This window comes from Chromobacterium sp. LK1 (assembly GCF_001043555.1).
Classification (GTDB): domain Bacteria; phylum Pseudomonadota; class Gammaproteobacteria; order Burkholderiales; family Chromobacteriaceae; genus Chromobacterium; species Chromobacterium aquaticum.
Map to the genome: position 1 here is coordinate 1 of NZ_LDUI01000053.1, position 26,131 is coordinate 26,131.

The following is a 26,131-nucleotide window of genomic DNA, read 5'->3' on the forward strand; positions in this document are numbered from 1 at the left end:
GTGGTACATGAGCACTGAGCTTGGTTTCAACGCCCATTTCCATCCATCCCGCCGACGCGCAGCAGATCGTAAACAGGTTCTCAGGGCGGCTGCTTAATCTTAAGCCATGTCTTGTTACTGCGATTCCGAGCGGTTGGCGGTGAAGCCTTCCCACTCGCCGCAGGCCGGGCAATGCCAGAAAAAGGCGCGCGAGCGGAAGTTGCAGCATTTGCAACGATGCACGCTCAGGCGCTGCGCGTGCTTGAGCACCAGCGCGCGCGCCACTTCCGCGTCCATCCGCCCTTCCGGGCTCAATTCGTCCATCTGCGCCTCGATCAGCCGATACACGCCGGACAGACTGGGGCGCGCGTGCACGCCCTCGCGCGCCACTTCCAGCGCCTTTTCCTCGCCCTCGTAAGTGGCGATCTTCTGGTACAGCAGATCGGTCAACTCCAGCTGCGGGAAGGTTTTTTGGTAGCCGCGCAGCAGCGCGATGCCTTCCAGCGGCTTGTCCATGCGCTCGTAAGCGTCGAACATGCGCTCGGCCGCCATCGACAGATACTCGTAGTTCTGCTTTTCGATGTTCTGCCAGGCGGCGATCGCCGCGTCGATGCGACCTTCGGTGAATTCGATATCGCCGAGAATCAGGCTGGCGCGCACGCATTTGCGGTTGGCGGCAAACGCCTCGCCCACATAATGGCGCGCCTGCTCGCTATTGGATTTATACAGCTCGCCCTGAGCCAGCTCGCAGTAAAACTGCGCCACTTCGTGCTGGAAGGAATGCGCGTCGCTGCGCAACTCCTTGGCGGTGGCGATGGCCTTGTGCCAGTCGCGGTCCTGCTGATAGATGTCCAGCAACTGGCGCCGCGCCGCCAGGCCCATATTGCCGTCCTGCAGCTTGAGCAGAATTTCCTCGGCCCGGTCCACCAGACCAGCCTTGCGAAAATCCTGGGCCAATTCGAAACGCACCGCGTCGCGGTGCTCGGCCGGCAGGTCCGGCGCGTCCAGCATGCGCTGATGCAGACGGATGGCGCGGTCGTTCTCGCCGCGCTTGCGGTACAGCTTGCCCAAGGTGTGCTGCAATTCCAGCGCCGAGCCCTGCTGGCGCGCCACTTCGGCCAAGGCCGAGGCGGCGACGTCGGTCTTGTCTTCCACCAAGGCGTCCAGGCCGCGGAAAAAGCCGGTGGGCACCGCCTTGGCCTGTTTCAGCACGGTGCGCATGTCCACGCGCGCGGCAAACCAACCCAGGCCAAAAAAGGCCGGAAACAATAGCAACCACCACAAATCCAGTTCCAACAGCAATCCTTTCCGGACAAACAACAACAGCCGCTGCTAGCGGCATCACAAAAGAACGGCTGATAAAACCCGGCCGCCCGAACGCCCGGCGCGCCCCATCGGGCGACGCGGGCTTCAAGACCCGGTTTTGTCAGCCGCTCTCGCCGGCCTCCTCAGTCCGCGATCGCGTCGCTGGGATCGCTGATCACCTTGCTGGCGGGAGGCCTGTTGCGCAATTCTTTTTTCAATTGGGAAAGCTCTTTCCGGCTGCGCAGATAATAGCCCAGCGTGGCCAACAGGCCCACCAGCGCGCCGGCGACGAAGAACAACAGCAGAAACACGATCAACGGCGCGGACCAGGACTCGCCGAAGAACAGTTTGAATTCGACGGGGTGGCTATTTTGCACGGTGACCGCGATCAGGAATACCAACAGGGCCAATTCAACGATACGAAGCAGGTAACGCATGATCTCGCTCGATTTGTTTGCCGGAGTGCAAGTTTAAACGATAGCCCGGCGCAACCCAAGCTGGAATTTCCGCGACGCAAAGAAAAAGCGCCGCAAAAGCGGCGCTTCGGATTCGCTAAGCCGGAGATTGGCGCTCAGGCCTCGCTCTGCTCCATCAGGGACAGGTCGACGCGTTCGCGCAATTCCTTGCCAGCCTTGAAATGCGGCACATATTTCTCAGGAACCGAGACGCTGGTGCCCGACTTGGGGTTGCGGCCAATCCGCGGCGGACGGTAGTTCAAATCAAAACTACCGAAACCGCGGATTTCAATCCGATTCCCTTGCGCCAGGTTATTGGCCATCGCATCCAAAATGGTTTTGACGGCCAATTCAGCGTCTTTGTAGACCAACTGAGAATTGCGCTCGGCAAGTCGTTCCGACAGCCTAGCGATCAGCTCAGATTTGGTCATGTCTCAATTACTCGTTAGAGCCGGACAGTTTTGCCTTCAGCAGGGCACCCAGGTTGGTGGTGCCAGCGGAAGCGCTGTCTACGGACAGGCTCTTCAGAGCAACGTTGTCTTCCTGAGCGTCTTTAGCCTTGATGGACAGGCTGATGTTGCGGGACTTGCGGTCCACGGCGATGATCACGGCTTCGACTTCTTCGCCGTCCTTCAGCACGGAACGAGCGTCTTCCACGCGGTCGCGGGACAGTTCGGAAGCACGCAGGTAACCTTCAACATCGGTGTCCAGGGCCACAACGGCGCCCTTGGCGTCAACAGACTTCACGGTACCCTTAACCAGGGCGCCCTTGTCGTTCATTGCAACGAAGTTGTTGAACGGATCGCCTTCCATCTGCTTGATGCCGAGGGAGATGCGCTCTTTCTCAACGTCGATGGACAGAACAACGGCTTCAACCTCGTCGCCCTTCTTGAACTTGCGCACGGCTTCTTCGCCAGCTTCGTTCCAGGACAGGTCGGACAGGTGAACCAGGCCGTCGATGCCGCCCGGCAGGCCAACGAACACGCCGAAGTCGGTGATGGACTTGATCGCGCCCTTCAGCTTGTCGCCTTTGTGGAAGTTGTCGGCAAACTCGTTCCACGGGTTGGCCAGGCACTGCTTCATGCCCAGGGAGATACGACGACGGTCTTCGTCGATTTCCAGGATCATGACTTCCACTTCGTCGCCAACCTGAACAACCTTGGACGGGTGTACGTTCTTGTTGGTCCAGTCCATTTCGGACACGTGCACCAGGCCTTCGATGCCCTGTTCGATTTCCACGAACGCGCCGTAGTCGGTCAGGTTGGTCACCTTGCCGAACAGACGGGTGCCGGACGGGTAGCGGCGGGACAGGCCCACCCACGGATCTTCGCCCAGTTGCTTCAGACCCAGGGATACGCGGTTCTTCTCTTGGTCGAACTTCAGTACCTTGGCTTCCACTTCGTCGCCCACGGCCAGAACTTCGGACGGGTGCTTCACGCGGCGCCATGCCAGGTCGGTGATGTGCAGCAGGCCATCGATGCCGCCCAGGTCAACGAACGCACCGTAGTCGGTGATGTTCTTGACGATACCCTTGATGATGGCGCCCTCTTTCAGGGTTTCCAGCAGAGCTTTGCGCTCTTCGCCCAGGGTTTCTTCCAGCACGGAACGACGGGACACAACCACGTTGTTGCGCTTGCGATCCAGCTTGATGACCTTGAATTCGATCTGCTTGTTTTCGTACGGGGTGGTGTCTTTCACCGGACGCACGTCAACCAGGGAACCCGGCAGGAAGGCGCGAATGCCATTGACCATAACGGTCAGGCCGCCCTTCACTTTGCCGCTGATCAGACCGGACAGGATCTTGCCGGTTTCCAGCGCTTCTTCCAGCTCAACCCAAGCGGCCAGGCGCTTGGCTTTTTCGCGGGACAGCTTGGTCTCGCCAAAGCCGTTTTCCAGCGCGTCGATGGCTACGGTCACGAAGTCGCCGATGGCAACTTCGACCACGCCTTGGTCGTTCTTGAATTCTTCGGCCGGGATCAGGGACTCGGACTTGAGGCCGGCGTTTACGGTAACAAAGTTGGAATCAACTGCTACGACTTCGGCAGTGATCACCTCGCCCACGCGCATGTCGTGAAGGGTCAGGCTCTCTTCAAACAGCTGAGCGAAGTTTTCCATGGAGAGGGTAGTCATCAAGCGTACTCTCGGTGCGCGCCTTGCGGCGTGCGGGGTTAGGGTTGCACAACGGGTTTATTGCTTTGCAGCATTTTCACCCGACAAAAAAATCATAGGCCGGAGACCTGTCTTTCCTCGAACCAGCGTAGGACCTGTGCGACCGCCTGGTCTATGGTCAGCTCCGTGGTATCGAGCAAAAAGGCGTCCGGCTCCTGGCGCAGCGGCGCTACCGTCCGGGCGGCATCGCGCGCGTCCCGATCGATAATGTCCTGCAGAATCTGTGGGAGATTAGCAGAATCTCCCTTGCCGATCAACTGCTTATAGCGACGCTCCGCGCGCTCCTCGGCGCTGGCGGTCAAAAACACCTTCAAGGCCGCGGCGGGAAACACCACCGAACCCATGTCGCGGCCGTCGGTCACCAGGCCCGGCGCCCGGCAAAAATCGCGCTGCCGCTGCAACAACGCCGCGCGCACCGCCGGCAGCGCGCCCACCTTGGACGCGCCGATGCCGATCTCCTCGGCCCGGATCGCCGCGCTGGCATCCTCGCCGGCCAGCCACACCGCGCCATCGGCGAACTCCACCGGCAGGCCGGCGGCGGCGGCGGCCAACTCCGCCTCATCGTCCCAAGCGATGTCGCGGCGCTGCGCGAACAGCGCCAGCAGCCGGTAGAGCGAGCCCGAATCCAGATAATGAAAACCCAGCCGCGCGGCGACCAGGGCGGCGACAGTGCCCTTGCCGGAGGCGGACGGGCCGTCGATGGCGATGACAGGTGCGGTCATGTGCTGATAAATCCTTGCAAAAATTCGCGCTGGCGGCCACATGCGTGGCCAGCCGGCCAAACCGGCGATTTTATCGCAAGCCGCCGGCCGGCACAGCAAGATTCTCCGCGCGGCGAAACCCGGCGCCGGGTTTGCGCAAATGCGGCGATGGCGGTTACATTGTCCGACGGGCGCCGCGGCGCCATCCGCCAATCAAGCACACAAGACTCAGAACCGCCATGGAACAACTGCATCTCGCCCCCGTCCGCCATCTATCCGGCGCCATCAAGCTTCCCGGCTCGAAAAGCATCTCCAACCGCACCTTGCTGCTGGCCGCGCTGGGCAATGGCAGCACCCTGGTGCGCGAGCTGCTGGATTCGGACGACATCCGCCACATGCTGGCGGCGCTGAAGCTGCTGGGCGTGGAGATCGAGCAGATCGGCGACAGCCGCGACTTCCGCGTGCAAGGCGTCGGCGGTGAATTCCCGGTCAAGAACGCCGACCTGTTCCTGGGCAACGCCGGCACCGCCTTCCGTCCGCTGACCGCGGCGCTGGCGCTGATGCAGGGCCATTACCAGCTCAGCGGCGTGCCGCGCATGCATGAACGTCCGATCGGCGACCTGGTGGACGCGCTGCGTGTGGCCGGCGCGCAAATCCAGTACCAGGGCAATACCGGCTTTCCGCCGCTGACCATCATGCCGGCGCAACTGGAAGCCGGCCGCCCCATTCCGGTGAAGGGCAATGTGTCCAGCCAGTTCCTCACCGCCCTCTTGATGGCGCTGCCGCTGACCGGCGAAACCGCGGTCATCGAAGTCAGCGGCGAGCTGATCTCCAAGCCTTATATCGAAATCACCCTCAACCTGATGGCGCGCTTCGGGGTGCGGGTTGAACGCGACGGCTGGCGGCGCTTCACCATCCCCGGCGGCCAGAGCTATATCTCCCCTGGCGAAGTGCACGTGGAAGGCGACGCTTCCAGCGCGTCCTATTTCCTCGCCGCCGGCGCGCTGGCCGGCGGCCCGGTGCGGGTGGAAGGCGTGGGCACGGACAGCATCCAGGGCGATGTCAAATTCGCCGACGCGCTGCGGCTGATGGGCGCCGAAGTCCGCATGGGCCCCAATTGGATAGAAGCCAGCGCCACGCTCCCGCTCAAGGCGATAGACGCCGACTTCAACCACATCCCGGACGCGGCGATGACCCTGGCGGTGGCGGCGCTGGCCGCCGACGGCACCAGCACGCTGCGCAATATCGAAAGCTGGCGCGTCAAGGAAACCGACCGCCTGAGCGCGATGGCCGCGGAGCTGCGCAAGGTCGGCGCCGTGGTGGAAGAAGGCCAGGACTATATCCGCATCACCCCGCCGTCGGCGCTGACCCCCGATGCCGAAATCGACACCTATGACGATCACCGCATGGCGATGTGCTTCTCCCTGGTCTCGCTGCTGGGCGCGCCGGTCACCATCAACGACCCCAAGTGCGTGGCCAAGACCTTCCCCGATTATTTCGACGCGCTGGCGGCGCTGCAAGCGCAGGCCTGAGCCAGCCGCCCCGCTCGACAACCCCGCTCCGGCGGGGTTTTTTCTTGGCCAAGCCTTGCGCCCTGCACCGCAATAAAACACAATATATAGATTATTAAAAACAAAAAAATCTACATCATGGAAAATTTCTTTGCCTTGCGCCGCCAATTCATGCAGCAGTTCGACATCCCCAGCCCGGCGCGGCCGCAGTGGCAGCCGCAGCAGCTGGCAATGTGGGAAACCATGCTGGAGGAAGAACTGGCCGAATTCCAGCACGCGCTGGCCGACTATAAACGCCAGGACGGCGACGAGGCGGAACGCTCGCGACGGATGGCGGAACTGCTGGCCGAAGGCGTGGACGTGCTCAATGTGCTCAGCGGACTGCTGATGTCGCAAGGCCTGCCGCTGGAGGAGATGGCGCGCGAAATCCACGCCGCCAATATGCGCAAATGCGTGGACGGCAAGATTGTGCGTCGCGAGGACGGCAAGGTGCTGAAGCCGGCCGGCTGGCGGCCGGCCGACAAGGAGGGGGTGATACGCCGGGCGCGGGAATCCCAAGACCCCATTTAATCTCGGCTACGCCGCGCGCTCAATGATCGCGCCGCGCAAACAATCGGGCGATGCCGTGATAATGCGGCTGACCGTGGCCGACATCCAGCGCGAACTCCTCCTGGTAGGCCAATAGCGTCAGCGCGGCGAACTGGCGGCGCAATTCGTCCGGCTGATAGTAGTGCCGGACATAGGACGCCGTCTCGCTCGCCACCCGCCCCTGGGCATCGCAGCCGGGATCGTTGACCATGAATACCGACACGAACAGATAACCGCCCGGCTCCAGCGCCTCCTCCATCCGCCGCGCCAGCGCCGCCCCGGCGGCCGCATCCAGATGGTCAAGCGAGGTGTTGGCGACGATCAGCCGGTAATGCTCCGCTTCCAGTTGCAAGCCGGCCAGGTCCGCCACCTTGCCGGCCACGTTCAGGCGGCGTTCGTCCGCCGTTTCGCCCAGGCGCGCAATCGCCTCGGACGAGCCATCCACCGCTGTCATCGCAAAGCCCAGCCGCGCCAGGAACAAGGCGTTTCGCCCCTGGCCGCAGCCCAAATCCAGGCCGGCGCCGCCGGCCGATACATGATATTTGTCCAGATACTGGACCAGAGACGGCGATGGTTGATCCCCGTAGAACGACGTGCTCGAACGGTACACGCCGTCGAATCCCGCTGCTGTCATTGATGATGCCCCCGATATCGGCTTTGCGCCTGACCGGCCCATCTCGGCCCGGACCCTTCGTCCGGATTACCTGTCCGATAGGCCACCCATCCTTTTGGACAGAATAGGCGATGAGCATCGCAAGGACATCACAATCGATTCAGCTATTCATCAAATCATTTGCGGCAAGGCCTGCATCGACTGCGCCGGCAGCATTTCCAGCAACAGCCAGACCGCGGTCAGCGCCAGCATCGCCGCCATGCCGCAATTGAATGCCCGCAGCCGGCGCGGCGACGCCAGCAAACGGCGCGCGGCCACTCCGGAGCCCGCCCACAAGGCGATGCACGGCAGGCCGATGACGAAGGTCAGCGCGGCGAACAGCAGGCCGGCATGCCAGGCGTTCATCTTGGCCGGCAGAAACACCATCGCGATATTGAAGCCCATCAACCAGACTTTCGGGTTGAGCCAGTTGAACAACACCCCGCCCCAAAACCCCATCGGCGCGCCGCCGGATTCGCCCGCGGCCGGCGCCGAGCGCGCCATGCCCCAGGACAACCACAGCAGATACAGGCAGCCGGCCACCGCCAGGTAGACCTGCACCGAGGCGATCACCGACATCAGCCCGCCCAGGAACACGGTCAGCAGCCCCACCTGAACCGACAAGCCCAGCGACATGCCGAGTAGCGACGGCACCGTGCGCGAAAACCCGTGATTGACCCCGGAAGACGCCAGCACCAGATTGTTCGGCCCCGGCGTGATCGACATCACCAGCAAATAAGTCACCAATGCAACAAAATTCATTACCGTTCCAGCCCATTGCAGACGCCGGAAGAATCCGGACGCCTTGGTTTCCAATGGCGGAAATGATAACGCCGCGGCAGTGACGAATACAGATTCAGAAAAATTGAATTGGAACCATAACAGTTTTACAATCGACAAACTGTTACGGTCATTTTCCAAGGAAACTGTACCGATGGAATCCACGAATTCTGTGAGCGAGGCCCGGGCATGAGCGATGAACCCCTGTATCAGCAACTGGTGAACGAATGGATCACCCTGATCCAGACCGGGGTGGTGCAGCCCGGCGAACGGCTGCCCTCGGTGCGCAAAGCCTGCGAAATGCACAAGGTCAGCCCGTCCACCATCCTGATGACTTATCGCACGCTGGAAGACCGCGGCCTGATAGAAGCGCGGCCGCAGTCCGGCTTCTACGTCAAATCCGCCGCCACCCTGCCCTTGCCGCGCATGCGCCGGCAAAGCGCCGCCCATCACACCGGCGAAGTGGTGGATCAGATCGAGGCGGTGATGACGGCGCAGACCCGCGCCGACTACATCGACCTGTCGCTGGCCAGCCCGCGCGGCAGCGATTTCTACCCCACCACCCGCTTCAAGCACATCATGGGGCGGCTGCTGCGCCAGCATCCGGAACTGACCACCGATTATCCGTTCCCGCCCGGCTCGGAACGGCTGCGCCGCCAGATCGCCCAGCGCGCGGTCAGTTGGGGCTGCGTGCTGGCGGCCGAGGACCTGGTGATCACCAATGGCTGCACCGAGGCGCTGCAACTGGCCTTGCGCGCCTGCTGCAAGCCGGGCGACACCGTGGGACTGGAGTCGCCCACTTATTTCGCGCTGCTGCCCACCTTGAAGAACCTGGGCCTGAGCGTGATCGAGATTCCCACCCACCCGGCCAACGGCCTGTCGCTGGACGCGCTGGAACTATTGCTGTCGGAAAAGCGGCTCAACGCCATCGTCGCCATGCCCACGGTGCACAATCCGCTGGGCTGCACCATGCCGGCCGAGGCCAAGCAGCGGCTGGCGGCCTTGGTCAATGAATACCAGGTGCCGCTGATCGAGGACGTGCCGCATGCCGATCTGCATTACGACGGCGCCACCCCGGACGCGGTCAAGGCCTATGACCGCGACGGCTGGGTGCTGCTGTGCTCCAGCTACAGCAAGACGCTGGCGCCGGGCTTCCGCATCGGCTGGATCGCGCCGGGACGCTTTCTGCGCGAGGTGACGCGGCTGAAGTTCGCCAGTTCGCTGGCCCAGCCGCGGCTCTTGGAGGAAACACTGGCGGAATACCTGGAAACCGGCGGCTACGATCATCACCTGCGGCTGATACGCCGCCACTTCATGAGCCAGATGGAACGGTTGCGCGGCACCGTCGCCAGTTGCTTCCCGGCGCAGACGCGCGCCACCTCGCCGTCCGGCGGCTGCCTGCTGTGGGTGGAGCTGCCCAGCGGCGTGGACACCATGGAGCTGTTCCAGGCCGCGCTGGCCGAACGCATCACCGTGGCGCCCGGCGCGCTGTACTCGGCCAAGGGCCGCTACCGCAACTGCGTGCGGCTGTCCTGCTGCTATCCGTGGAACCCGGCGTACGAACGCGCCTTGCGGCGCGTTGGGGAATTGGCGGGAGAGATGGCCGACTGAATCAGGCCGGGCGGCCGTTGCCGCGCGGCTGGGCGCGCACCGCGGCGCGCGAGGAAGACGGAGCCGACGACGGCGCCGCCGCCGGAGCGTGTTGCGGCGCAGATGCCGGCGGCGCGGCCAGGGTGGGCAGCGGGCCGCCCGGCTCGCGGCCAGCCGGCTCGCGCGCGAACTGGGTGTCGCCGGTCTGACCGGGCGATAGCCAACGCACCACCGCCAGATCACCGTCCACCTTGGCCTTGGCCACGTCCTTGCAGGTCAGGCACACCGGCACGCCCTTGCGCGCCTTCAAGGCCTGATCCACCCGCGCGCCGTACACCACCGCGGACTTCTGCTTCTGCCAGGCCAGCAGCGTTTCCGCCAGCATCGGGAAAGAAGGATCATCCTGCTTGTAATGATTGCGGTAAGCGGTCAGCCACAGATTGCCGGCCGCGTCCTGGTTCAGCAACACGGTCTGATAGGCCACCGTCACCGCGTCGCCGCGGGTGACGGTCTTGGACAGCAGCAAGGCGTCATCGTTTTTCATGCGCACGCAGCCATGACTACGGAAGCCCGGCACCGAACCCGGCGCATTGGTGCCATGGAAGCCCAGGCCCAGCTTGGCCTCGCCGAAACGGATGAACACCGGCCCCAGCGGGTTATTGGGCCCCGGCGGCACCACGGTCTGCACTTCCTTGCCGCTGCGGCGCATTTCTTCCTGGATGGAGCGCGGCACATGCCAGGCCGGCGCCTTGTAGATGCCGGTGATGTCGAAGCTGCCGATAGGCGTCTGGGTCAACATCTTGCCCACCGCCACCGGGTAGATCTTGGACAAGTGGCCATCCTGGTACTGGAACAACCTGGCTTGCGGCAGATTGAGCACCAGATGCAGGCCAGTGGGGCTGACTTGCACATCGGGCTCGGGAATCACCGCCGCGCCGGCAACCGTCGCCGCGCCCAATCCCAGCACCCCAAACAGCCCAATACATCGCTTCAACATACCGCACCATATTTGAAATCACTATTGTTCGATTCTAACAGAAAGCGTGGAAAAGCAAGATTCTGACTATTACCAAACCTCGGCCCAAGCAATATTGTCCGACAATATTGTCGGTTTTACGTCAGCATGGCCGGCCTCGCCTCAAAGCGCCGGCCAAGGCGCCAAGACCCAGGCCGCCGCGTACAGGCCGACGCCAAAGCTAGCGTGCGCCATCAGGCTGCGCCGACGCGTCACCCAGGGTTGTGGCGTCTTCGCGGCGAAGAAGCCCGCTCCCATCGCCGGCTGCATCAGCAAAAACGGCGCCGCCACGCTGGCAAGGCCGAACAATAGCGCCGGTCCCGGCGTCGGCTCCCGCCACCAGGCCGCGCCGCACGCCGCCAACAATAACAAAGCGAACACCACGCCAATCAGATAATGCGCGAGCCAACCCAGCGCCCGTTCGCCGCGCACCGGCTCGGCGCGGACGATGCCAGCGTGACGGAAGCGGCCCCGCCGCCAATGCCCTATCCAGCGCCCCACCAGCGCATAATCCAGCGACGGCTCGCCAAAGCCCCGTCGCAGCAACCATGCCCACGCATCCATCACCGCCGTGGCGCCGACACCCACCAGCGCGCCGCGCGCCAGCCATTCCGCTACCGCATCCATGCCTTCTCCTCGCAGAACCATTCAATGTCCGCAGCAAGCCGCTGAGCACGAGCAGGCGCAGACAAAATCCAGTCAATAGACTATCATTAAATAGATTGATTGAATGATATTTTGAAAGCCGCTCATGCCCACCGCCGCCCCGCCCGCTCCGGAACGCTTCGCCGATCTGGCCGAACTGGCCCGCACCCTGAGTCATGCCCACCGCCTGCTGTTGCTGGAACACATCGCCCAGGGCGAACGCCCGGTTGAGCGGCTGGCCGAGTTGGCCGGCCTGTCCATCGCCAATGCCTCGCAACACCTGCAACACCTGAAACGATCCGGACTGGTGTTGTCGCGCCGCGACGGCAAGCATGTGTTGTACCGGCTGGGCGACGGCCCCATTCTGGCCGTGCTGGACGCGCTGCGCCGTCAGGCCGAGCACCAACGCGGCGCCATCCGCGCGCTGCTGAACGATGCCGCGGCGCGGCCCGAGGCGCTGGACGGCGTGACGCTGGACGAACTGCTGCGGCGGCTGAACGACGGCGACCTCATCTTGCTGGACGTGCGCCCGGCGGATGAGTACGCGGCCGGCCATTTGCCCGGCGCGCTCAATCTGCCGCCGGAGCTGCTGGAACACGGTCTGGAGCAGCTGCGCGCCGGCGCCGAGATCATCGCCTATTGCCGCGGCCCCTATTGCGTGCTGTCCACCCAGGCGGTGGCGGCGCTGCGCGCGCGCGGCCTGAACGCCAGGCGGCTGGACAGCGGCTTTCCGCAATGGAAGGCGGCCGGGCTGGAGGTTGAAGTCGGCGCCGCCGCCGTCGTCGGCAAAAAACCCCTGCGCGCCGCCGGATAATTTGAGAAAATTACCGCTTTCCGATTGATTTTCCACGCAACACCATGACGCACAAACAGACTATCGCCCAGGTCGAATCGCTGGATCACGAAGGCCGGGGGGTCGCCCACGTAGACGGCAAGACCATCTTCATCGATGGCGCACTGCCGTACGAAACCGTGGTCTATAGCGCCTACCGCAAGAAGTCGTCCTACGAAAACGCCAACACCAGCCAGGTGCTGAAGGAAAGCTTCCTGCGCACACAGCCGCGCTGTCCGCATTACGGCACCTGCGGCGGCTGTTCGATGCAGCATGTGGAGTTCAGCGCCCAGGTGGCGGTCAAGCAAAGAGTGCTGGAAGACAATCTGGCCCGCATCGGCCGGGTCAAGCCGCAGCAAGTGCTGACCCCGATCGCCGGCCCGGCCTGGCATTACCGCCATCGCGCGCGGATGTCGGCGCGGCTGGTGGAGAAAAAAGGCGGCGTGCTGGTGGGCTTCCACGAGAAGCGCTCCACCTACATCACCGATATGAGCGAATGCCATATCCTGCCGCGCCATATCTCGGACCTGATCGTGCCGCTGCGCGAGATGATCTACAAGCTGTCGATCAACAATCGCATGCCCCAGGTGGAGCTGGCGGTGGGCGATAAGGTGGACATCCTGGTGTTCCGCAATATGGAAGCCATCAACGATGCCGACCACGCCGTGCTGCGCGCCTTCTCCGACACCCATGGCAGCCAGGCGCGGCCGCTGCAGATCTGGCTGCAACCCAAGGGTCCGGACACCTGTTATCCGATCTATCCGCTGGACGCGCCCAAGCTGACTTACAGCCTGCCGGAATACCGCGTGGAGATGCCCTACTACCCCACCGAGTTCACCCAGGTGAACCCTGAAATCAACGCGGTGATGGTGTCGCGCGCGCTGAAATTCCTGGACCCGCAGCCGGGCGAGCGCATCGCCGACATGTTCTGCGGCATCGGCAACTTCACCCTGCCCATCGCCCGCTCCGGCGCCAAGGTTCACGGCATGGAAGGCAGCCAGGCCCTGGTCAAGCGCGCGGTGGAAAACGCCACCCACAACGGCCTGCAGGACAAGGTCAGCTATGAAATGGCCAATCTGTTCGAAGTCACCGAGGAATCCTTCGCCGCGCTCGGTCGCTTCGACAAGATGCTGGTGGACCCGCCGCGCGACGGTGCGGTGCAGCTGCTGAAAGCCATCACCGAGGACACCGCGCCCAAGCGCATCGTCTACGTGTCCTGTAACCCGGCCACGCTGGCGCGCGACGCCAATGTGCTGGTGCACACCAAGGGCTACACGCTGAAAACGGCCGGCATCATCAATATGTTCCCGCACACCGCCCACGTGGAATCGGTGGCCTGGTTCGAAAAGACCGGTCCGTGCAAGAGCCGCAGCGAAATCGCCGCGATCGAAGCCGCCGAGGAAGCCGAGCGCGAAGCGATCAAGGCCGCCCAGCGCGCCGAGGCGGCGGCGGAAGCCGCCAAGAAGGAGCAGGAACTGGCGGAAAAGGCAGCCGCCAAGCAAGCGCGCCGCGATTATTATTTCGCCGAGCAAGCCCGCCGCGAAGCGGAACAGCAAGCGCAATAAACCCGCATGCGATAAGCCTCCGGCCGCGGCCGGGGGCTTTATTTTTGCCGGCGGGCAATGCAGCTTGTTTGACCAAAACGGGTAGTCGGCAACGACGGATTGGCGCACAGTGAGGCGCTAATGCTTTTTACATGGAATAGCGCATCTCTTCATGTCAAAATTCACCGGTTAAACCGATAACGAGATCGCAAGCACACACAGCGGGCCCGCCCGCCAACATCGCCGCTCCTGCCTGAAGGACGGCCCATCAAGGCAATAGATATGCACATACTTCAATTCGTCTTCGGACTGCTGGTGGTCTTCCTGCTGACCCAATTGGTGGCGCGCGACCGCAAGAACATCAAGATCCGCTACGTGCTGCAACTGATCGTGGTGGAGATGGCGCTGGCCTACTTCCTGCTGCACTCCAGCTACGGCCTGACCCTGGTCGGCGGCGTGGCCGGCGTGTTCGACAAATTGATGAGCTATGCCGGCGAAGGCACCAACTTCGTGTTCGGCGGCCTGCTCAATCAGGGCGAGTTCAGCTTCTTCCTCAAGGTGCTGATGCCCATCGTCTACATCTCGGTGTTGATCGGCATCCTGCAGCACATCCGCGTGCTGCCCTGGGTGATACGCGGCATAGGCTGGGTGCTGGCCAAGATCAGCGGCATGGGCAAGATCGAGTCCTTCAACGCCGTCGGCTCCATGATCGTCGGCCAGTCCGAGAACTTCATCGCCTACAAGAACATCATCGGCAGCTTCTCGGAAAAGCGCATGTACACGCTGGCCGCCACCGCGATGTCCACGGTGTCGATGTCCATCGTCGGCTCTTATATGCAGATCATCCAGCCACGTTTCGTGGTCACCGCGCTGATCCTCAATCTGTTCAGCACCTTCATCATCCTGTCGCTGATCAACCCCTACGACGCCAGCCGCGACGACGATGAATTGATCAGCGCCGAAGCCGCCCACCGCATGTCCTTCTTCGAAATGCTGGGCGATTACATCATGGCCGGCTTCAAGATCGCCGTGATCGTCGGCGCGATGCTGATCGGCTTCATCGCGCTGATCACCACCGTCAACCACATCTTCGACGCCATCTTCGGCGTCAACTTCCAGTATGTGCTGGGCTATGTGTTCTACCCCTTCGCCTGGCTGATGGGCATCCCGGCCGCCGACATCATGCCGGCCAGCAGCATCATGGCCACCAAACTGGTGACCAATGAATTCGTGGCGATGATGGAACTGAAAAAGCTCACCGCCCAGCTGTCGGAATACACCATAGGCGTGATCTCCATCTTCCTGGTGTCCTTCGCCAACTTCAGTTCCATCGGCATCATCGCCGGCGCGGTCAAGGGCCTGGACGAGGAACGTGGCAATATGGTGTCCCGCTTCGGCCTGAAACTGGTGTACGGCTCCACCCTGGTCAGCATTCTGTCGGCGCTGATCGGCGGTTTGGTGCTGTAAGCCAGCCCCCTCCTCCAACAGGCCCGGCCCATGCCGGGCCTGTTTCATTTCCCGCCTCAAGCCACCTTGTCGAGGAAAATCAGCTTGATCGGCTCAGCCAGCAATTCATCGAAGCGCTTTTCGAAAGCCTGGAAATAAGGCGTGGCCAAGTGCTCGTCCAGCGCGGAGCGGCTGACGAAGGCTTCCCGCATGTAAAAGCTGCCCGGCTCGTCCGTGAGTTCGAACAAGGTGTAATCGAGGTTGCCCGCCTCGCGGCGCGTGGGCTCGACCAAGGCGGTCAAGGCCTCGCGCAAGGCGTCGCGCTGGCCGGGCTTGGCCTTGAGCACGGCGATGCTGGTCAGGGGTAATGTCGTCATGATGTGGTTCTCCGTTCTTAGAGCCCGTTCAAAGTCTGCTGCGCTTCGGCGGGATGGATGGAAATGGGCGTTGAAACCCGCTTCGAAATGCTCATGTACCGCTTGATCATTCCGCTTTCTCGCTCGTTTTCGCCTTGTCTCGCTCTGGCTCGCGAGACTTTGAACAGGCTCTTGGGATGATGATGCGGCGGCGGCGCGCTGGCCTACGCCTCCAACCGTCAGTCTGAAGACGCCGCGCAAGACCAAACAGACCGACCGCGCGCAGACTCTTTCAATCCGGGTTTGAAAACGCCACGCAACTGGGCAATAAAAAACCCGGCGCCAGCCGGGTTGTTCCATCCAGTGTCTCCCGCCCTCAAACCTTGGGCCAGGCGATGGGCCGATAATCCGGCAATCCATCCTTGAACGGCGGAATCCGCTCGCCCTCCATCAAGGGGCGCACATAGTCGAGGAAGGCCGGCGTCACGCTGAAGCCGTCCGCGCCGATGAATTCCGGCGGCAAGCGCTTCTCCTGATCGCCCACCTCCGATAGCGGCACCTCCACCACGTCCCAGCAATAGGGATGGTCCTGAATGCGCTTGATGCCGGCCATCACGCCGCTCTTGCCGGCCAGCAGCCATTCCACCGCCCGCTCGCCCATGATGTAGGCCTGGCGCACATCCATGCTGGAACCCAGATGGCCGCCGGCGCGCTGCAGATAATCCACCTGCGCCACGTGCGCGGAAATGCCGCGCTCGCGCAGCAGCAGTTGAGCGATCCAGTGGCCGGCGCCGCCCAGTTGCTCATGGCCGTAGACCTCGGACTTCTTGGCCTCGGCGACGAAGCGGCCATCGGCGTCAGTGATGCCCTCCGCCACCGCGATCGCGCACTGGCCGAAACGCGCCAGCCTGTCGTCCACCGCGGCGAGGAAACGCTCGGCGTCGAATGCCACCTCCGGCAGCAGCAACAAATGCGGCGCTTCGCGCTCATTGCGCGCCGCCGCCGCGCAGGCCGCAGCCAGCCAGCCGGTATGGCGGCCCATGGTTTCCATGATGAAGACCCGGCCCCAGCCCATGCTGGTCATGTCCAGGCCCACCTCGCGCATCGCGCTGGCCAGGAACTTGGCGGAAGAACCGTAGCCGGGGCTGTTGTCGGTGCCCACCAGATCGTTGTCTATGGTCTTGGGAATGCCCACCACCTTGAGCGGATAACCCATGTGGCGCTCGAACTCCGCCAAGCGCTCGGCGCAGCCCAGCGAACCGTTGCCGCCGTTGACCAGCAGATAATGGATGTCGTGCCGGGCCAGCACCTCGCGCAACCGCCGCCAGTCATCGCCGGCCTCGGCGAAGCTGCCTATCATGCGCCGGCTGACGCCAAAGCTGCCGCCCGGCATGAAGGCGAGCTGGGCGATGGCCTCATCCGACACCGCGTCGATATCGCATAGCCGGCCGTCCAGCAGGCCGGCGAGGCCGTCGAAAGCGCCGTACATCGACAGACCGCGCTGGCGCGCGGTTTCTATCGCGCCCTGCGCGGAAGCGTTCAACACCGCAGTCGGGCCGCCCGACTGCAAATATACGGCACGGGGTTTGGACATCATCGCCACCTGGAGAAATGGAGAATCAAACGGCGCGGCGCGCGGCCGAGCCGGGAATACCACAAACATACCACTGGCCGAAAAGCCCCCTCAAGCCACAGGTGCCGCTCAAACCCGATTTCCTTGACCGGCGGCAAACCCCGCTGCAAGTTGCCGCCGCGCTACAGGCCGCCGCCTGCCGCCTCTTAGAACCTGTTCAAAGTCTGCTGCGCTTCGGCGATACGGCGTTGAAACCAAGCTCAAAATGCTCATGTACCACTTGTACATTCCGCTTTTTCGCTCGTTTTCGCCTTGTCTCGCCCTTGCTCGCGAGACTTTGAACAGGCTCTTAATCCCAGCGCGGACTGAACTCCGGAGCGGCCAGCCGCTCGCCGCGCTCCAGGCCGGCGATGGCGTCCATCTCCGCCTCGCTCAAGCGCAACGCCGCCGCCTGCAGATTGGCTGCCAGATTGGCGCGCCGGGTGGACGACGGGATCACCGCCACCTCCTGCTGCAACAGCCAGGCCAAGGCCAGCTGCGCCGGACTGGCCCGATGCCGCGCGGCGATTTCGCGCAATAGCGGCTCGTCCATCACCTTGCCGTAGGCCAGAGGCATATAGGCGGTGACCGGCACGCCCTGCTCGCGGCAGAAGGCCAGCAGCTTGCGGTTCTGCAAAAAGGGATGCACTTCCACCTGCTGATTGGCGATCTCGCCCGGCCCCACCGCCGCCAGCGCCTGGCGCAGATGGGCGATGGTGAAATTGGACACGCCTATCCGCCGCGTCAGCCCCTGCTGCTTGGCCAGGGCCAGCGCTTCCATATATTCCGCCACCGGCAGTTCGTCGCCGGGCGACGGCCAATGGATCAGCGTCATGTCCACCTGCTCCACGCCCAGCAGATCCAGGCTGCGGCGCAGGCTGTCGGCCAATTTTTCCCGCCCCAGGTTCTCGGTCCAGATCTTGGTGGTGAGAAACACCTGCTCGCGTGGCAACCCGCTCTGGCGCAGCGCCTGCCCCACCTCGGCCTCGTTGCCGTAAATCTGCGCGGTGTCGATGTGGCGGTAGCCCAACTCCAGCCCGGTCAAAACCGAGTCCACCACTTGTTGCCCTTGCAGGCGGAAGGTTCCCAAACCTATTTTTGGCATATCCATGATTAAACATCCTTTCAGTTACGCGCCCTGCGGCGCTTTATTGCCATCATCCTGCGCCGGCGGTCAAACCGCTTGCGAACACATGGTCGGCGCGCGCGCCGCGCGGCGGTCCAACACGCCGGACCAGGTGGTCAAGCCCAGGGCCGCCAGCACCACCAAGGCGCCTATCCACGGCGTGGCCAACAGACCCAGCTCCGCCACCACCCAGCCGCCGGCCCAAGCGCCGCCGGCGATGCCGACATTGAAGGCGGCGATGTTCAGGCCGGAGGCCACGTTCACCGCCTGCGGCGCGTCGCGTTCCGCCTGCCGCACCACATAGAGCTGCAGACCGGCCACATTGCCGAAAGCCACCGCGCCCCAGGCCAGCACCGTGACCAGCACCCACGCCGGCGACGGCGCGGTGAAGCTCAGCGCCAGCAATACCAGCGCCAACAAGCCGAAGATCAGTTGCAAGGCGCGCACCGGCCCCTTGCGGTCCGCCAGCCGGCCGCCCCAGATATTGCCCACCGCCACCGACACGCCGTACACCAGCATCACCAGCCCCACCCGCGACGGCGCGAAACCGCTGACTTGTTCCAGAATGGGCGCCAGATAGGTGAAGGCGATGAAAGAACCGCCGTAGCCCAAGGCCGTCATCGCGTAGACCAGCAATAGCCGCGGCCGCTTCAGCACCGCCAGCTGCGCGGCCAGCGAGGCCGGCGGCGGCTGCGGAATATCCCTGGGTACCAACAACAGGCTGCCGATGAAGGCCAGCACGCCCAGCAGCGACACCGCCAGGAAGGTGGCCTGCCAGCCCAGGGTCTGGCCGATGAAGGTGCCCAGTGGCACCCCGGTCACCAAGGCCACCGTCAGACCGCTGAACATCAGCGCGATGGCGCTGGCCGCCTTGTCCTTGCTGACCAGGCCGGTGGCGATGGTGGAGCCTATGGAAAAGAACACCCCGTGCGCCAGGCCGGTCAGCACCCGCGCCGCCATCAGCGCCTGGTAGCCCGGTGCCTGCCAGGCCACCAGATTGCCCAGCGTGAACAAGGCCATCAGCCCCAGCAGCAGGGGCTTGCGCGGCACGCGGCCGGTCAGCGCGGTCAACAGCGGCGCGCCCACCGCCACGCCCAAGGCGTAAAGACTGACCAGCAGACCGGCGGACGGTAGCGACACCCCCAGGCTGGCGGCGACGGTGGGAATCAGGCCCACGATGACGAATTCGGTGGTGCCAATGGCGAAGGCGCTCAAGGTCAGCGCCCATAAGGCAAGCGGCATGGTGTTCTCCCAAAGAAAAGCCGGATCGGCCCGCTCACGCGGACCCAGCGAATAGGGCCGCATTCTGCGCGCTTGCCAGCCGCGGAAAAATCCGCTTCACTGACAATAACTTTTGACTTGGAATCAACAATGCTGCCAATGGAAGCGCTGATTGCGTTTGTCTCAGTCATAGACGCCGGCTCCTTCTCCGCCGCCGCGGAACGCCTGGGTCAGACCCCGTCCGGCATCAGCCGCAGTGTCAGCCGGCTGGAAAAACAGCTGGGCGTGGCGCTGATCACCCGCACCACCCGCCGGCTGGACCTGACCGCCGAAGGCCGCTGGCTGCTGGAGCGCGCGCGCCATATCCTGGCCGAGCTACGGGACACCGAGACCCAACTCGCCGCCAGCCTGGCCCAACCCAGCGGCCTGCTGCGCGTCAACGCCGCCACCCCCATCCTCACCCGGCTGATCGCGCCGCTGACGGCCGGCTTTCTGGAACGCTACCCACAGGTGCGGCTGGAGCTGACCGGCGCGGAAGGCATCGTCGACCTGATAGAAGAACGCGCCGACGTCGCCATCCGCGTCGGCATGGGCGCGCTGGCGGACTCCAGCCTCAATGCCCGCCGCCTGGGCGACAGCCGCGTCCGCCTGGTGGCCGCGCCGGACTATCTGAGCCGCCACGGCGCGCCGGATAGCGTGGACGCGCTGGCGCGGCACCGGCTGCTGGGCTTCACCGCGCCGGAAACGCTCAATCTATGGCCGCTGCGCCACCGCGGCGGCAATGGGCTGGCGATCCAGCCGACGCTGACCGCCTCCAGCGGCGAAACCCTGCTGCACCTGGCCTTGCACGGCGCCGGCATCGCCTGTCTCAACGACCTGCTCACCGCAGAAGATCTGCTGAGCGGCCGCTTGCTGCCGGTGCTGGACGCCGTCAGCCTGCCGTGGAGCCAGACCATCTGGGCGGTGTTCTACAAGCAAGGCGCGCTGGCGCCGCGTGTCAGCGCCTGGGTGGACTACCTGGCGCAGGAGCTGGGACCAAGCCTGAGCCGGCCGTTGTTTGCGCAAGAAAATGCACCATCATCATGATATTCAGGAACTGAATTAATTTTTTACTTACAAAAACATGGAGATAGACCACTTTCAGGCCCTTCGGCCTCCCGCTTGCGCCATGAGCACCCTGCCGCCCAAACTCAGCGCCGCCATAGACGGCGTGCCGATGGAATACCTGCTCGCCGGCAGCGGCGCGCCGCCCATCGTGCTGATCAACGATGCCGGCGCTCCGCTGGAAGGCTGGTACAAGATGCTGCCCGCGCTCGCCGCGCTCGGCACCGTGTTCGCCTACAACCGCTGCGGCATAGGCAATAGCGGTAGCGCGCGCGAGGCGCAGACCGGCGCGGCGATGATGGAAACCCTGCGCGCGCTGCTGTTCAAGGCGGACCTGGCTCCGCCCTATGTGCTGGTGGCCCACGCGCTGGGCGGCTTGATCGCCAATCTGTTCGCCCGCAGCTACGCCGGCGAAGTGGCCGCCGTGGTGTGGCTGGACGCCAGCGCGCCGGAGGAGATGGACGCGCGCCAGGCGCGGCAAGGCCGACTGAGCCAATGGCTTCGTCGGGCCTTGGATCTGGCCCAGGACAGGGACACCCTGAACGAAACCGGCCAGCTGAGCCGCAGCGTGGAGCAGATCGCCGAGGCGCCGCCGTTTCCGGACATCCCGCTGACCCTGCTGTGCGCCGCGCCGCCGATGCTGTCCTGGCTGACGTCCCAAGCGGAGTTGGACGCTCGCGTCGCCGGCCAACGTCGGCTGGCGGCGCTGTCGCCGCGCGGCTGCCGCGTCGTCACCGCCGGCAGCGGCCATTTCCCCCAATTATCCGAGCCGGAGCTGGCGCTCGCCGCGGTGCGCGACGCGCTGGCGGCGATAAGCCCGCGCTAAAAGCCAGTTCAAAACCTCGCGAGCAAAAGCATGACTAGGCGCAAACGCATCGCGAGTGCCGCATCACTATCTCGCGGCGGCGCTCGAGAGAGGTTTCATAAAGTCGGACACATCACAGCTGTTTGAAGTAATAGGCGGTGGGATGCAGGCGGCCGTCCGGGCTGGCGGCGTAATCCGGAATCTCGCCGCTTTTGCGCCAACCCAGCTTGCGGTAAACCTCCTCCGCGCCGGAACCGGCCTCGGTGTCCAACACCAGCAGGCGGATGCCCTGTTTATGTGCATGATCTTCCAGCGCCGCCATCAATTGGCGCGCCACGCCGCGGCCGCGGCGGGCGGAATGCACCAAGAGCTTCTGCACCTCGGCGCGGTGGCGGCCGTTGCCTCGCTGGCAAGGCGCCAGCTGCACGCAGCCCAGCAGTTCCTCGCCCTCTTCCGCCAGCCATAGTTGCAATCCCGGCCCCAACAGCGCGTCCACCTGCGCCCAGTAGGCGGCGGCCTCCGCCATCGGCAAGGGCGCGAGAAAGCCCACCGAGGCGCCGCCGGCCACACTATCGGCCAACAGCGCGCTCAAGCGCGAATAATCGCCGGCCGCCAGCGCCGGCGCGAGTCTGATGCGCATCATCTTGTTCTCCCCATGGATCATGGGACAGGATCAAGCAGTTTTCATGCCGGCCGCGGCGGCTGGCTCACATGCGCTGAAACAGATGGGCGTAGCTGCGGCTGACTTCCAGCGGCTCGGGGTAGCCGCGCAATTGCAGCATGAGGCCGCGCTGGCCGTCATCGCGCTTGATCTGTTCGATGGCGTCCACCCGCACCAGGGTGGAGCGGTGGATCTGCCAGAATTCGTCCGGGTCCAGCGTCTGCAACAGTTCCTTGATCGGCATGCGGATCAAGGCTTCGCAAGCGGCGGTCTGCACCCGGGTGTATTTTTCATCGGACTGGAAGAACAGCACCTCACCGGTGCTGATCATGCGCAGGCTGTTGCCTACCGAGGCCTTGATCCAGCGCAGATAATCCGGCCGCGCCAATTGGCGGCTCAGTTGTTGCAAGGATGCCTGCCAATGCGACGGCAGCGTCAGCTGCCGCTGCTCCCAGCGCTGGCGCGTACGCAGCAGCCGCTCGTCCTCCACCGGCTTGAGCAGATAGTCCACCGCGCCTTCCTCGAAGGCCTTGATCGCGTATTGATCGTAAGCGGTGACGAACACCACCGGGCACAGGCCGTCTATCTCCATCGCCGCGGCGATGCCGTTCTGCACCGGCATGGTGATGTCCAGGAAAGCCAGGTCCGGCCGGTGTTCGCGCACCAATTCCACCGCCTCGGCGCCGTCGTGGGCCTCGGCCACTATCCTCAACTCCGGCCATACCCGCTGCAAGGCCATGCGCAGTTGCTCGCGCATCAGGCGCTCGTCGTCGGCGATCACCGCGCTCAGTTTGCTCATTAATGCAGTCCTCTTCCAGGCCGGCCGCTCACTCCAGCGCGAACGGCAGGCCTATGGTGGCGCGGGTGCCGCCTGCCGGCAACACTTCCAGCAGCAGTTGCGCGCGTTCGCCATGCAGCATGGCCAGGCGCTCGCGGATATTGCTCAGGCCCATGCCCTGCCCCGGCTGCTCGGGAAAGCCGACGCCGCTGTCGCTGACCGCCACCCTAAGCTCGCCGGCCAGCACCTTGGCGTCGATGAGGATCTCGCCGCCCTCGGCCTTGGGCTCCAGGCCGTGCTTGATCGCGTTTTCCACCAGGGTTTGCAGCATCATCACCGGAAAGCGCGCGTCCAACAGCGACTCCGGCACCTCCAGCCGCACCCGCAGCCGGTCTTCCATCCGCAGTTGCATGATGTCGAGATAAGCGCGCGACAACTCCAGCTGCTGGCCCAGGCTGGTTTCCGCCGGGGACTCCCGCCACTCCGGCAGCGAGGAACGCAGGTAGCGGATCAGCGCCTTTTGCATCAGCAAGGCGCGCTCCGGCGCGGTTTCCATCAACTGGCACACCGAGGACAAGGTGTTGAACAGGAAGTGCGGCTCGATCTGCGCTTGCAGCGCCCCCATCCGCGCCTCCGCCAGCTGGCGTTGCAAGGCCTCCACCTCGGCCAGTTCCTCCGCCTGCTGGCTGCGCTCCACCGCCGCGTCGGCGCGCTGTTCCGCCCGACGCTTGCCGCCGGCCACTATCTTGACGATGCAGACGGCCACGCCCAGGAAGAAGGCCAGCACCGGCACCCCGATGATGCCGCCCATGATCAGGCCCAGGAAGCAGATCAGCAGCAGCCGCCCCCAGCCGACGACGGCCAGCCAGTCGAAAAACAACCACCAGTAGATGGAAGCCTTGTGGCTGACGAGGTCAATGCCCGCCAGCGCCTCCGCATGTTTTTGCCTATCCATGATACGCCCCCCGGTCTTGCTTCATCTCTTCCTCGGTCCGCTCGGTCAGCGCCGCCGGCCGCGACGGCTTCGACGCGACGCAAGCCTTCACCAGGAAGGACATCAGTATCAAAAAAACCACCGCGCCGCTCAAGGCCAGCACACCGCTCAAAACCAAGGCCAGCAGCGAGATCAGCGCCAGCCGCCCCCAGCCGAGGCCGGCCAGCCAGTCTACATAAAGCCGCCAGTAAATGGCGATCTTGTGTTTGGCGCCGTTCAGTCCGTCCAGGGCTTCCGCGTGTTTTTTCCGGTCCATGTCTAACTCCTCGTGATGTGTCGTGCTTGACGCTGCTCACTGTAGTCAGCGCCAAACACCACCGACAGCGACTTGCGACGAAGCGCGCAAGGCGATGGACAAAGCGGCGAAACACGCGACGAACGGGCGGCGTTTAACCGCCGCCCATCCGGTTTACAAGCCCAGCGCTTGCTCCAGCATCCCCATCTCACGCCGCCATTCCCGCTGCAATTGCGGCTTTTGATGCTTGGGTTTGCGCGCCAGGTCGGCGCTCAGCAGCGCCTCCAGCTGGTACAAGCGCTCCAGCTGCCGCTCCGCGCCGCTTGGAGCGGACGCGCCGTCGGCCGCCGGCGGCTGATCGGCCACCGCCGCGACGGCTGGCGGAATGAACAGCTGGGCGTAGGCGCTGGCGGCGTCCGGCCACTCACGCAGCCGGCCGTCGCTGACCACCCAGAAGCGGTTGCACGATTGCTCGATCAGCTCGCGGTCGTGCGACACCAGCAGGAAGCCGCCGGCAAAGCCGGCCAGTTCCTCGGCCAGTTCGCGCTTGCCGTCCAGGTCCAGGTGGTTGGTCGGTTCGTCCAGCCACAGCAGGTGGTAGCTGGCCAGCGACAGCGCCAGGAATAGCAGCCGCGCGCGTTCGCCGCCGCTGAGGGTGACCACGGTCTGACCGTGGCGCGCATAGGCGAAGCCGGCGGAAATCAACGCCTGGCGCCGCTCCACATCGCTCAGCGGCGCGAACGGATACAGCGCGTCCGGCAGCGTGGCCGCGTCGTCCAGCCGGCGCAGCGACTGATCGTAATACGCGACGCGCGCCGCCGGGTGCGGCCGCCAGCCCACGCCGGCCTCGCCTTGCAGCCAGTCCTGCCAGCACTGGCGCAGCAAGGAGGACTTGCCGGCGCCGTTGGCGCCGAGCAAGGCCACCTTGTCGCCGCTGCGCAGGCTCAGCTCGTCGGCCACGAACAAGGCCGGCAGGCCGGGCGCGGCGCGTACCTGCAAGCCTTCGAAAGCCTGCAGCCGGTCCGCCGCCAGCGGCTGGCCTTGCAGCCGCAAGCGCCACGGGCTGCCACGGCTGACGAAGGCTTGCTCCTCCTTCAGCCGCTCCACCCGCCTTTGCATGGACTTGGCCTGGCGCAGCAGTTTTTCATTGTCATGCTCGCGGCCCCAGATCGCCAGCCGCTTGCTGCTGGCGTTCAGGCGGTCTATCTCCTTCTGCTCGCCGGCATGGCGCGCGCGGGCGGCGGCATCGGCCTCCGCCAACGCGGCCCGCGCCTGGCTGCACGGCTGCTCGAAGCGGTACAGGCGCTGATCGCGCAGGATCCAGCTGTGCGCGGTCACCGCGTCCAGCAACCGCGCATCATGAGACACCAGGATGAAACCGCCCTGCCAGCGGCGCAGGAAATCCTCCAGCCACAGCAGCGACGGCAGGTCCAGATGGTTGCTGGGCTCGTCCAGCAGCAGCAGATTGGGCTGGCGCAGCACCGCGCGGCCCAGCAGCAGCCGGGTGTGCTGGCCGCCGCTGAGACTGGCCACCGGGGTATCGGCCGCGGCCGACAGTTCCAGTTCGTCCAGCAGGCTGTCCACCCGCCAGTGCTGCTCGGGCTGACGGTCCACCGCCTCCAGCAGCGCCGCGCGCGCGCTCACCGCGGCCAATTGCGGCGGCAGATGCTGCTCCACATATTGCAGCCGGCACAGGCCGGCGTATTGCACCGCGCCGGCATTGGCTTCGCGCTGGCCGGCCAGCACGTCGAGCAGGCTGCTCTTGCCGCAGCCGTTATGGCCCAGCAGGCCGATGCGATCGCCTAGTTTTACGGTAAAGGAAAGGTCCTGGAACAGCGGGCCGTGGCCGGCGTCCAGTTGCAGGGATTGCGCGGAAATCAGGGTTGTCATGCTCTTGCTCTCGTTTTTTCGGGACGTGATCGTCCCTGTCAACAGGAGCGCTGGCGACAACGTGGGAGTCGGGAAAGACTCGGCGAGTGAAACTCGAAGTGAAGAGTGGCTTTGCTCCGACCCGGTTATCGCAGCGC

General features: G+C 64.3%; 26 protein-coding genes. 8 read left to right on the top strand and 18 right to left on the bottom strand.

What is annotated here, in order from left to right:
* Nucleotides 1-114 precede the first annotated feature (114 nt).
* The 5 genes from lapB to cmk form a co-directional block, all read right to left on the bottom strand.
* Complete coding sequence (gene lapB / locus VI26_RS20615) at nt 115-1,275, bottom strand: lipopolysaccharide assembly protein LapB (RefSeq protein ID WP_048411698.1); 1,161 nt, start codon at nt 1,273-1,275, stop codon at nt 115-117.
* A gap of 152 nt (nt 1,276-1,427) precedes the next feature.
* A complete protein-coding gene (locus VI26_RS20620) occupies nt 1,428-1,721 on the bottom strand; it encodes a lipopolysaccharide assembly LapA domain-containing protein (protein WP_048411651.1) in 294 nt (97 codons plus the stop codon).
* Between the two features lie 134 nt (nt 1,722-1,855).
* Nucleotides 1,856-2,170 carry an integration host factor subunit beta gene (locus VI26_RS20625; protein WP_048411652.1) on the bottom strand — a complete coding sequence of 105 codons (315 nt, stop codon included), beginning with the start codon at nt 2,168-2,170 and terminating at the stop codon, nt 1,856-1,858.
* Between the two features lie 7 nt (nt 2,171-2,177).
* A complete protein-coding gene (gene rpsA / locus VI26_RS20630; protein WP_156183983.1) occupies nt 2,178-3,869 on the bottom strand; it encodes a 30S ribosomal protein S1 in 1,692 nt (563 codons plus the stop codon).
* Between the two features lie 92 nt (nt 3,870-3,961).
* Nucleotides 3,962-4,630, bottom strand: a complete 669-nt coding sequence (gene cmk / locus VI26_RS20635; protein ID WP_048411654.1) for a (d)CMP kinase — start codon at nt 4,628-4,630, stop codon at nt 3,962-3,964.
* A 218-nt stretch (nt 4,631-4,848) separates the two neighbouring features.
* Here cmk and aroA point away from each other — a divergent pair, with 218 nt between their 5' ends.
* Nucleotides 4,849-6,141 (top strand): 3-phosphoshikimate 1-carboxyvinyltransferase, encoded by a 1,293-nt coding sequence (aroA, locus tag VI26_RS20640; RefSeq protein WP_048411655.1) that lies wholly within the window; start codon nt 4,849-4,851, stop codon nt 6,139-6,141.
* 117 nt (nt 6,142-6,258) lie between these two features.
* Complete coding sequence (locus tag VI26_RS20645; RefSeq protein ID WP_048411656.1) at nt 6,259-6,690, top strand: nucleoside triphosphate pyrophosphohydrolase family protein; 432 nt, start codon at nt 6,259-6,261, stop codon at nt 6,688-6,690.
* Between the two features lie 19 nt (nt 6,691-6,709).
* Here VI26_RS20645 and VI26_RS23430 read toward each other — a convergent pair whose 3' ends face one another.
* On the bottom strand, nt 6,710-7,342 hold the full coding sequence (locus VI26_RS23430) for a bifunctional 2-polyprenyl-6-hydroxyphenol methylase/3-demethylubiquinol 3-O-methyltransferase UbiG (protein WP_231581075.1): 633 nt from the start codon (nt 7,340-7,342) through the stop codon (nt 6,710-6,712).
* 150 nt (nt 7,343-7,492) lie between these two features.
* Nucleotides 7,493-8,122, bottom strand: coding sequence for a LysE family translocator (locus VI26_RS20655; RefSeq protein WP_048411657.1), 630 nt, complete (start codon nt 8,120-8,122; stop codon nt 7,493-7,495).
* 207 nt (nt 8,123-8,329) lie between these two features.
* Between VI26_RS20655 and VI26_RS20660 the strand changes: the two genes are divergently transcribed.
* Nucleotides 8,330-9,751: a PLP-dependent aminotransferase family protein gene (locus tag VI26_RS20660; RefSeq protein WP_048411658.1), complete on the top strand. Its 1,422-nt coding sequence runs from the start codon at nt 8,330-8,332 to the stop codon at nt 9,749-9,751.
* A 1-nt stretch (nt 9,752) separates the two neighbouring features.
* Here VI26_RS20660 and VI26_RS20665 read toward each other — a convergent pair whose 3' ends face one another.
* Complete coding sequence (locus VI26_RS20665; protein ID WP_082151185.1) at nt 9,753-10,727, bottom strand: L,D-transpeptidase; 975 nt, start codon at nt 10,725-10,727, stop codon at nt 9,753-9,755.
* Between the two features lie 141 nt (nt 10,728-10,868).
* Nucleotides 10,869-11,372 carry a DUF2938 domain-containing protein gene (locus tag VI26_RS20670; RefSeq protein WP_048411659.1) on the bottom strand — a complete coding sequence of 168 codons (504 nt, stop codon included), beginning with the start codon at nt 11,370-11,372 and terminating at the stop codon, nt 10,869-10,871.
* Nucleotides 11,373-11,496: 124 nt separating this feature from the next.
* On the opposite strand from VI26_RS20670, the gene VI26_RS20675 reads away from it, so the two are divergent.
* From VI26_RS20675 to VI26_RS20685, 3 genes are all read left to right on the top strand, one after another.
* Entirely contained in the window at nt 11,497-12,204 is a 708-nt protein-coding gene (locus VI26_RS20675) for a metalloregulator ArsR/SmtB family transcription factor (protein ID WP_048411660.1), read from the top strand.
* A gap of 44 nt (nt 12,205-12,248) precedes the next feature.
* Nucleotides 12,249-13,787: a 23S rRNA (uracil(1939)-C(5))-methyltransferase RlmD gene (gene rlmD, locus VI26_RS20680; protein WP_048411661.1), complete on the top strand. Its 1,539-nt coding sequence runs from the start codon at nt 12,249-12,251 to the stop codon at nt 13,785-13,787.
* 261 nt (nt 13,788-14,048) lie between these two features.
* Nucleotides 14,049-15,233 carry a NupC/NupG family nucleoside CNT transporter gene (locus VI26_RS20685; protein WP_048411662.1) on the top strand — a complete coding sequence of 395 codons (1,185 nt, stop codon included), beginning with the start codon at nt 14,049-14,051 and terminating at the stop codon, nt 15,231-15,233.
* A 56-nt stretch (nt 15,234-15,289) separates the two neighbouring features.
* On the opposite strand, the gene VI26_RS20690 is transcribed toward VI26_RS20685, so the two are convergent.
* From VI26_RS20690 to VI26_RS20705, 4 genes are all read right to left on the bottom strand, one after another.
* Nucleotides 15,290-15,589, bottom strand: coding sequence for a putative quinol monooxygenase (locus VI26_RS20690; RefSeq protein WP_048411663.1), 300 nt, complete (start codon nt 15,587-15,589; stop codon nt 15,290-15,292).
* A 355-nt stretch (nt 15,590-15,944) separates the two neighbouring features.
* The gene (locus VI26_RS20695) at nt 15,945-17,162 is read right to left on the bottom strand and encodes a 6-phosphofructokinase (protein ID WP_082151188.1); all 1,218 of its coding nucleotides are present in this window, start codon (nt 17,160-17,162) and stop codon (nt 15,945-15,947) included.
* Nucleotides 17,163-17,490: 328 nt separating this feature from the next.
* Nucleotides 17,491-18,291, bottom strand: a complete 801-nt coding sequence (dkgB, locus tag VI26_RS20700; RefSeq protein WP_048411664.1) for a 2,5-didehydrogluconate reductase DkgB — start codon at nt 18,289-18,291, stop codon at nt 17,491-17,493.
* Between the two features lie 63 nt (nt 18,292-18,354).
* Nucleotides 18,355-19,548 carry an MFS transporter gene (locus VI26_RS20705; protein ID WP_048411665.1) on the bottom strand — a complete coding sequence of 398 codons (1,194 nt, stop codon included), beginning with the start codon at nt 19,546-19,548 and terminating at the stop codon, nt 18,355-18,357.
* Nucleotides 19,549-19,677: 129 nt separating this feature from the next.
* On the opposite strand from VI26_RS20705, the gene VI26_RS20710 reads away from it, so the two are divergent.
* The gene (locus tag VI26_RS20710; RefSeq protein WP_048411666.1) at nt 19,678-20,613 is read left to right on the top strand and encodes a LysR family transcriptional regulator; all 936 of its coding nucleotides are present in this window, start codon (nt 19,678-19,680) and stop codon (nt 20,611-20,613) included.
* A gap of 82 nt (nt 20,614-20,695) precedes the next feature.
* On the top strand, nt 20,696-21,457 hold the full coding sequence (locus VI26_RS20715; protein WP_048411667.1) for an alpha/beta fold hydrolase: 762 nt from the start codon (nt 20,696-20,698) through the stop codon (nt 21,455-21,457).
* A gap of 112 nt (nt 21,458-21,569) precedes the next feature.
* Here VI26_RS20715 and VI26_RS20720 read toward each other — a convergent pair whose 3' ends face one another.
* From VI26_RS20720 to VI26_RS20740, 5 genes are all read right to left on the bottom strand, one after another.
* The gene (locus tag VI26_RS20720) at nt 21,570-22,079 is read right to left on the bottom strand and encodes a GNAT family N-acetyltransferase (protein ID WP_048411702.1); all 510 of its coding nucleotides are present in this window, start codon (nt 22,077-22,079) and stop codon (nt 21,570-21,572) included.
* A gap of 64 nt (nt 22,080-22,143) precedes the next feature.
* The gene (locus VI26_RS20725; RefSeq protein ID WP_048411668.1) at nt 22,144-22,896 is read right to left on the bottom strand and encodes a LytTR family DNA-binding domain-containing protein; all 753 of its coding nucleotides are present in this window, start codon (nt 22,894-22,896) and stop codon (nt 22,144-22,146) included.
* Between the two features lie 28 nt (nt 22,897-22,924).
* A complete protein-coding gene (locus VI26_RS20730; RefSeq protein ID WP_048411669.1) occupies nt 22,925-23,830 on the bottom strand; it encodes a sensor histidine kinase in 906 nt (301 codons plus the stop codon).
* Complete coding sequence (locus VI26_RS20735) at nt 23,823-24,125, bottom strand: hypothetical protein (protein ID WP_048411670.1); 303 nt, start codon at nt 24,123-24,125, stop codon at nt 23,823-23,825. The genes VI26_RS20730 and VI26_RS20735 overlap by 8 nt, the downstream gene beginning before the upstream one ends.
* A gap of 153 nt (nt 24,126-24,278) precedes the next feature.
* Nucleotides 24,279-25,994 carry an ABC-F family ATP-binding cassette domain-containing protein gene (locus VI26_RS20740; protein ID WP_048411671.1) on the bottom strand — a complete coding sequence of 572 codons (1,716 nt, stop codon included), beginning with the start codon at nt 25,992-25,994 and terminating at the stop codon, nt 24,279-24,281.
* Nucleotides 25,995-26,131: the final 137 nt, after the last annotated feature.